Source organism: Yoonia sp. R2-816 (assembly GCF_046762905.1).
Taxonomy (GTDB): domain Bacteria; phylum Pseudomonadota; class Alphaproteobacteria; order Rhodobacterales; family Rhodobacteraceae; genus Yoonia.
Window position 1 is genome coordinate 1 of the sequence record NZ_JBKQXN010000036.1, and the last position, 8,863, is coordinate 8,863.

Genomic DNA, 8,863 nt, shown 5'->3' on the forward strand with positions numbered 1-8,863 from the left:
CAACTTTGTTCATGGTATTCTCTTTTCTTAAGTTAGGCCGGATGGGCCGGTGGGTTGGCTGGGCCAGAGGCGTCATCGGTTCAGCTTAAGCATTCATCAGCATCTTTCTTGGAAGCCGGTTCGGCGAGACGTTCGCGTTTCATCTAGATAAGTGGAACAAAAGGCACCCCGCAGGCAGTGAAGGTTGTCAGCGGGATAAGCACAGCAATGACACGGATCATTTTGTTACTCTCTGTGTGTTTGGCGCGTTAAACGTCATAAGACGCGCGACCAGGCCCCAAAGCTGGAGAAGGGGTCTGTTCCGGTCAGAAAAACGAGAACTGGTCCCCTGTCAGCGATGCAACAGCGATTTCTTCGAGTTCAACAGACCCATTGTTCCACTCGAGCCGCGTTCCCGAGCCGGTGTCCACAAAGGTAAGAGCTGAGAACGTGATTCCAACCATTTTCAACTTGTCCAAATTTAACTCGAAATCAGTAATCTGGTCGGTACCACTGGCAACCTGCGCGTTGAACACAAACTCGTCCGCACCACCGCCGCCAGTTAGAACGTCATTCCCTGCGCCGCCATCAATCACGTCGTCAGAAGAAAAGCCAATGATGATATCATTTCCTGAGCCACCGATAAGGGACTTTTCTCGAATCCCCTCCAGGTCCAGCACCGTACCATCAGCAAACTCGATAAGTTCCATGTCTGAACGGGTATTCAGGAAGTGGTCGGTGACTGTCACCGTGTCGCCGGTGCTCACCGCGATCACCAGATCATCACCTGCATTCCGCGTGAAACTCACATCACTGGCATCTTGATCCGTGAACATCAACCGGTCGCTTTCGGTGCTGCTATAGCTAAAGTCATCAATCGTATCGTTGCCATCTCCGAGGCTGTAACGGTAGGTGTCCTCACCACGACCGCCCTTCAGCGTGTCGTTGCCGGCACCACCGTGGAAGGTATCATCGCCGTTACTGCCAAGCACCAGATCATCACCGTCACCATCCTGATCCTCGACCGACTTCTGTGCGATACCCTGCAAATCCAACACCGTACCATCAGCAAACTCGATAAGTTCCATGTCTGAACGGGTATTCAGGAAGTGGTCGGTGACCGTCACCGTGTCGCCGGTGCTCACCGTGACCACCAGATCATCACCTGCATTCCGTGTGAAACTCACATCATTGGCATCTTGATCCGTGAACACCAACCGGTCGCTTTCGGTGCTGCTATTGCTCAAATCATCAATCGTGTCGTTGCCGTCTCCGAGGCTGTAACGGTAGGTGTCCTCACCACGCCCGCCCTTCAGTGTGTCGTTGCCGACCCCGCCGAGGAAGGTGTCATCGCCGTTGCTGCCAAGCACCAGATCATCGCCGTCACCATTCTGATCCTCGATCGACTTCTGTGCGATCCCCTGCAGATCCAGCACCGTACCATCAGCAAACTCGATAATTTCCATGTCTGAACGGGTATTCAGGAAGTGGTCGGTGACTGTCACCGTGTCGCCGGTGCTCACCGCGATCACCAGATCATCACCTGCATTCCGTGTGAAACTCACATCATTGGCATCTTGATCCGTGAACACCAACCGGTCGCTTTCGGTGCTGCTATTGCGCCAATCATCAATCGTGTCGTTGCCATCTCCGAGGCTGTAACGGTAGGTGTCCGCACGAGCACCTCCCTGCAGCGTGTCGTTGGCGAGCCCGCCGATGAAGGTGTCATCGCCGCTTCTGCCAAGCACCAGATCGTCGCCGTTACCATTCTGATCCTCGACCGACTTCTGTGCAATCCCCTCCAGGTCCAGCACCATACTATCAGCAAACTCGATAAGTTCCATGTCTGCGTAGAGGTTTCTGAAGTGGTCGGTGACCGTCACCGTGTCGCCGTTGCTCACTGTAACCACCAGATCATCGCCTCCATGCCGCAAGAAGGCTAAATCGCCAGCATTCAGATCCGTGAACACCAACCGGTCGCTTTCGGTGCTGCTATAGCTATAGTCATCAATCGTGTCGTTGCCATCTCCAAGGCTGTAACGGTACGTGTCCGCACCAGCACCGCCCTTCAGCGTGTCGTTGCCAAGCCCGCCGAGGAAGGTATCATCGCCGATACTGCCAAGCACCAGATCATCACCATCACCATTCTGATCCTCGATCGACTTCTGTGCGGTCCCCTGCAGATCCAGCACCGTGCCATCAGCAAACTCGATAAGTTCCATGTCTGCGTAGAGGTTTCTGAAGTGGTCGGTGACCGTCACCATGTCGCCGTTGCTCACCGTGACCAGCAGATCACCACCTGCATTCCGCGAGAAACTCACATCACTGGCATTCTGATCCGTGAACACCAACCGGTCGCTTTCGGTGTTGCCAAGGCTCAAATCACCAATCGTGTCGTTGCCGTCTCCGAGGCTGTAATGGTAGGTGTCCTCACCAGCACCGCCCTTCAGCGTGTCGTTGCCAAGCCCGCCGAGGAAGGTGTCATCGCCGTTGCTGCCAAGCACCAGATCATCACCGTCACCATCCTGATCCTCGACCGACTTCTGTGCAATTCCCTGCAAATCCAGCACCGTACCATCAGCAAACTCGATAAGTTCCATGTCTGCGTAGAGGTTTCTGAAGTGATCGGTAACCGTTACCGTGTCGCCGGTGCTCACCGCGATCACCAGATCATCGCCTCCAAGCCGCAAGAAGGCTAAATCGCCAGCATTCTGGTCGGTGAATACCAATCGGTCTTCTCTGGCGTAATGAGAATCGTAGTCATCAATCGTGTCGTTGCCGTCTCCAAGGCTGTAACGGTAGGTGTCCGCACCAGCACCGCCCTTCAGCGTGTCGTTGCCGAGCCCGCCGAGGAAGGTGTCATCGCCGCTACTGCCAAGCACCAGATCGTCGCCGTTACCATTCTGATCCTCGACCGACTTCTGTGCGATCCCCTGCAAATCCAGCACCGTACCATCAGCAAACTCGATAAGTTCCATGTCTGCACTGGTATTCAGGAAGTGGTCGGTGACCGTCACCGTGTCGCCGTTGCTCACCGTGACCACCAGATCACCACCTGCATTCCGCAAGAAACTCACATCACTGGTATTCTGATCCGTGAACACCAACCGGTCGCTTTCGGTGCTGCTATAGCTATAGTCATCAATCGTGTCGTTGCCATCTCCAAGGCTGTAACGGTAGGTGTCCTCACCAGCACCGCCCTTCAGCGTGTCGTTGCCAAGCCCGCCGAGGAAGGTATCATCGCCGTTAGTGCCAAGCACCAGATCGTCACCGTCACCATCCTGATCCTCGACCGACTTCTGTGCGATCCCCTGCAAATCCAGCACCGTACCATCAGCAAACTCGATAAGTTCCATGTCTGCACTGGTATTCAGGAAGTGGTCGGTGACCGTCACCGTGTCGCCGTTGCTCACCGTAACCACCAGATCACCACCTGCATTCCGCGAGAAACTCACATCATTGGCATCTTGATCCGTGAACACCAATCGGTCTTCTCTGGCGAAATAAGAATCGTAATCATCAATCGTGTCGTTGCCGTCTCCGAGGCTGTAATGGTAAGTGTCCTCACCAGCACCGCCCTTCAGCGTGTCGTTGCCAAGCCCGCCGAGGAAGGTTTCATCGCCGTTAGTGCCAAGCACCAGATCGTCGCCGTCACCATCCTGATCCTCGACCGACTTCTGTGCGATCCCCTGCAAATCCAGCACCGTACCATCAGCAAACTCGATAAGTTCCATGTTTGAACGGTATTTCAGGAAGTGGTCGGTGACCGTCACCGTGTCGCCGTTGCTCGCCGTGACCACCAGATCATAACCACCATGCCGCAAGAAGGCTAAATCGCCAGCATTCTGGTCCGTGAACACCAACCGGTCACTTTCGTCGGTCTGACTGCTCGAATCTTCAATCGTGTCGTTGCCATCGCCAAAGCGGTATACGTAGACGTCCTCACCACGACCGCCCTTCAGCGTGTCGTTGCCAAGCCCGCCAAAGAACACGTTTGAGCCACCGATGTTTTGGAGCGTATCGTCTCCTGCGCCCCCAACGAGTATTGTATCCCCGTCTGCAGATATAGTATCCGCCGCATTTGTTCCGACTTCCAGACTGACACCAAACACCGCTTCAAGCTGTGCCTCGGTGACGGGCAGGGACGCTTCTGCGAGTACAGCCGGAAGGTAGCCAAATTCGGCCTGGAACTTTTTTAGATCTTCCAGAGCGTTTTGAACCACATCGGTACCCTGATCCACATATTGCGAGACAAACTCGACAGCAAACTTTGCACCGTCCCCAAAGAACACGTCGTTGAACATATCATATCCAATATGCTCAAATGGCGCCAAATAGCCCAAATCCGCGTCCTCACCCTCACTCAGGATGATGCTTTGAACGGCCTGCACCAGGAACCTGGTTTCATAATAAACCTTTAGCGCATCATACTGTTCCATAAAGTTGGGAACCAAGTCTGGTTCTGGCACGCTGACAATGATTTTGTGGTGCGACACCGAGTTCTCAGCACTGGTGTATTCCCGGCCCATGAACTTCTGCATGACGGCAAATTTCTCGGCACTTAACTCCGGTACGTATTGATCATCCGTATCTTGGGTCGCACGGTTGGATCTGATCTCGAAGGGCTCGAGCAAACCGTCATGCAGAGTTTTGATTTTGCCACCCTCAACGACTGCAGCCGCCTGATTGTACAAGCTTATTTTTTCTTCCTCAGTCATGTTTGCGGTAACGCTTGGTGGGATCGAGAGTTGATTAATACCACCCTCCTGGGCAGTCCCACCTACCATGAGAATAGTATTCAGGGTGAACGCTGGGAAGTAGTCCGCGTCGGCGCGCACCATCCCGTTTTGCTCCGCTATGTCTGTAACATCGCCATAGTCGAATTGCTCATCGTCAATAATATCAAATATATAAAAATCAGGCGTGGGCGGGGCGGACAATGCATCGAAGCCCGGGGCTAACTTCTTGTCCTCGTCGTACAGGTAAGTGATACGGACCGAAAAACTTGCTTCAGATAGCCATTTGGTGTCTTCGACACCAGCCCAGTTAACAAGAAAATCGTCAAAGGCAGGCTGGAAGACGCCCATGCCTTGTTCACGGACCAGCTCAATCAGGCTTTCCGCTTCCGCTTTCAGGTCAGGGTTCTGGGTATACGCGACGGGTGTCGGGGCTATTTCCCCAAATCCTGGCAACCAGGGGATTTTGAACCCTTCAGCATCAAATGCAAAGTCGTCCGGCAGTTCAAATACAGATTCAGCCTGATCGAGATCAAGCAGGACTTCTGCTGCCTCGGACGTTGAGCCATCGGAATGCGTAACAGTAGATTTCGACACAATTTCATTGCCATTCACCCACCTGCTTACGTCCGTCGTCTCAAGAGAAATCGACTCGATGCCAGCTTCACCGAGACTGTGCAATTCGCCAGCATCAGACACACCATCCTGATCGAGATCCCGCCAAACTTGCAGATCGGCAAACTGCGCGTCCTGTTCGTTGATCAGGCCATCGCCGTTGCTGTCCAAATCGGCAAGTTCTGAGAACGCACTTTCTGTTGGGGACCCAAACAGCTCTTCGATCCCGTCAATATCACCATTTCCGTTCCGATCCAGGACCAGCAACCCATCGTCAGGCCCGACCCATCCCGTATTTTCGGCGAACCCGTCACCATCAAGGTCAAAATACGCGTTAGAGGTTTCAAGGCTGGTAAGCTCAACGCCGTCTCCGTCCAAGTCCAGAACCAGCGGGTCTCTCGGTGGTCCGTCGAATAAGATATCCATCGCCTCTTTCCAAATAACTTCGGTCGAGGCGAACTCACTGGCACTTGTTAGTTGTTGATAGACCCAAGTAACTACATGTTGATTGAGCCAAGTAAAAAAATCAAAATCGGGGTCGCTAAGATCAAAAATCTCGAATGTTAGAGGCGTGCCATCGTATCTTATGTCCAGCGCTGCATTGTGAGCAATTCGTGCATCACGATAGCCATTCAGTTCAGCGTATGCTTCAGAGCCGGGCTCAGCTAAGAGGGGTTCATTGGCCGCAGGTGAGATTCCTATCCATACGTCAGCATCTTGGGAATATATCCAATTTACAAAGCTCTCAGTTCCATTGCTCGAACCGTTTACAACTGGAACAAACTGCTCTGTCGTGATCTTGTTTATGTCAAGCCGCCCGCCGACAAGCGGTTCGAACCACTCAGGGTTCTGGTCATAGAGCCAACCACCAAGAGCTTTGCCCCCGAACGACCCAGCAACACTTCCCAAGAGCCCCAGTCCTATTGCGGTCCAGGGGCCAGTATTAAGGCCCGCAGCAGCCCCAACACCACCAAGAATAACGCCGCCAGACGTTTCGAACCAAAATTCCGTCCAAAGTTTTGCCGCTGCTTCGTAATCACCTGCTTCTTCAAGAGCTTGTGCCTGCACACCCGTGGAAGCGAATGCCAGCACATCACCCAACGGCCCAAGCTGGCGAACTCCTTCCAGAACAACACCGAGGGCTCCGATTTTAAGAAGTGGGAAATCTCCATAAGAACCGGAAGACGGTGGATTGTAACCATCGATATCTGCCTGGGAAAAAACACCCGTATGAGTCGAGATGTCTTCCCCCGCGGGTAAGATGCTTTCCACAAATTGATAATAAGTACTCTTTTTTATAGTGCCATCCAAAAGGCCTTTGTTGATCAATCCAACAGAAGCATTAGTGGAAGCCGCCTTGACAGCTTCAAACGCATCCTCCAACGGCATTTGGGAGAGCGTGGTTCGATCAATGCCATTGATTGTTTTGACATTGGAGTCGCTGCTAAGCGCCTCTTCCAGCTCGACTTTTGCGAAAATTCGATCCGGCGTTGCGGTCGGAATAACGGCCACGATATCACCAGAGAGGTTTTGAGCGTATCGTTCTGACGCAATGCCCCAAATACTTTGATTGTCGGCCCGATTCATCTCAGTTAACGCATCTTCCTCATCGAGTCCGATACTTGCAGCATAGTTAGTAAATGCGCGAACAACACTTGGTTTGCTCAAAAACTCACCGATCTCAGTATCCACGATGCTGGTTACACGAGCCGATCCAGAGGCAGCTCGCGTGTCATTCGAGATATCAGCAATAAAATCCCGCGCCAGCACCGCCTCGCCATTCATTCCACTGTGATTGATCGGGTCTAGGCCAGAAGATAGCGTTCCTGTCGAACCTTCTGGCAAAGTGGCATCAAGCGTCCGTGCAGCGTTCTCAAAAAAATCCAGTGAAAGAATGCGATCTTCAGCGTTCGCATCGGCTACTTCCTGCAGAAGTGTCTCAAGAGTACCCATTGCTCTTATCCTTCAAGTAAAGCGCCACTGCGCAGTTTTTTTTGAAATTCAGGGGTCAAAAATACATTTGATGTTTTTTCGCGACCATGTGCATGAGCCACCCAATTTCCCGTAGTTTTTGATAGGACGTCCTGAAGCAAACCAATGCCTAGCTCTTGTTGTTCTTCATCGCGAAACTTGTCTGCATTGGTAAGCGGGTAATACACACGAGCCTGATCAGGGTCTTTGTGATGCATCGAGAGCCCCATCTCACCGATCTCCCAAGTACTCTGCCCATCCTTGCCGTAACGCGGCCTGACTGCGTCATATGATTCTTTTCGGGACCAAGGTCGGCGCGTAAAGCAAAGCGCACGCCCTTGAATATGCAAAATAGGGAACGTCCCGACGTTGCCACGCAGGGTGTTTTGGTAGAAGTAAACGAAGATTTCCGGATCAGAAGTCAGTGCACAATCAGTGTTGTAGTTGAACCAAAAATCCAGCCCAGTTCGACTTTGGAATGTTCTTTCCTTGCCAGTAACTAGTTCTCTTCGATTTCCGTCCCTTTCAAAGACACGCTTCTCTCCGTCCGCATCAATAATCATCGTACAAATATCCTACTTCTATTGTCTTTCTTGCACGACCGCTTAAACTCGAGCAAATGGATGATGGCTTTATCAACGGCCATCGATAGGTGGGGACTTGACACCGTCATAAAACGCACAGGATGTGTGTCCTACATTTTCTTATCTCTAATGCCGAGATAGAGCTTACGAGGAATGCTCCACACCGGTTGATCAATGCATAAACCACAGATCACCATTTTTAGTTCCAGGATTCAGTGATGATGAGTTGGTGGCCACCCAGGATGCAGGCGATTTAAGACAGAGTTTACTGCGAGTAATGACAACCATAGACCGAACCTCAGCGCAGAATTATATTGCAATGCACAAACATCTGAAGTCCCCTAGCTAGCAACCATGAATGCGTTGGCACAAATGAAGTTCAGAAAACAGCCGGCACCTTTTGACCTTCTTTGTCGACATTCCATTTTTTTCTCGCGAATGCACACAAGCAAAGTGTTATTTCTGCATAGGACCTGATTGTAACATTGGGAAATACTGGGTTTCTATATTTAGATAGCAATCATCTATGGTGAGGTCTTGGGTTCAGGCTTCATAGTTAGTAGATGACAGTCGCGGCAATCGCGATGGTTGAAAGGAATGCGTGGTGACAGCGGTCGTAGCGCGCTTAGCGGGGTCTGTTCCGGTAGATGGGATGGTTGCCGCCCTCCCCAGACGGCATCGCACCACGGGGTTGATATCATGGCGGGGGGACGCGCCTTGGCCCCTTCCTTATTTTCATAGTCGCTGCGCTACCTTGAAAATATAGTCAGGCCCCCCCTGCGCCGGGCGCGTCCCCCATTCGCGCAAGCGCGAACTGATTGCATCAGACTGCTTGTCCGCGGCGCGCGCATGAGAGCGTGACACGTGCTGGCGGCGGCTTGACTTCGGTCAAATGTACGATGTGCCGTCACCACCCAAACACGCAGGCGTATCAATAACGCTGTCCGGCTCACAGGCGGCATCAACCCCACGTCCCAC

The 8,863-nt window shown here is 52.4% G+C and carries 2 protein-coding genes; both read right to left on the bottom strand.

All coding sequences use genetic code 11. From position 1 onward, the window contains the following. Positions 1-305: 305 nt before the first annotated feature. A complete protein-coding gene (locus ACFWW2_RS00575; protein ID WP_393925417.1) occupies positions 306-7,283 on the bottom strand; it encodes a calcium-binding protein in 6,978 nt (2,325 codons plus the stop codon). Between the two features lie 5 nt (positions 7,284-7,288). Next, a complete protein-coding gene (locus ACFWW2_RS00580) occupies positions 7,289-7,864 on the bottom strand; it encodes a hypothetical protein (RefSeq protein WP_393925418.1) in 576 nt (191 codons plus the stop codon). Positions 7,865-8,863: the final 999 nt, after the last annotated feature.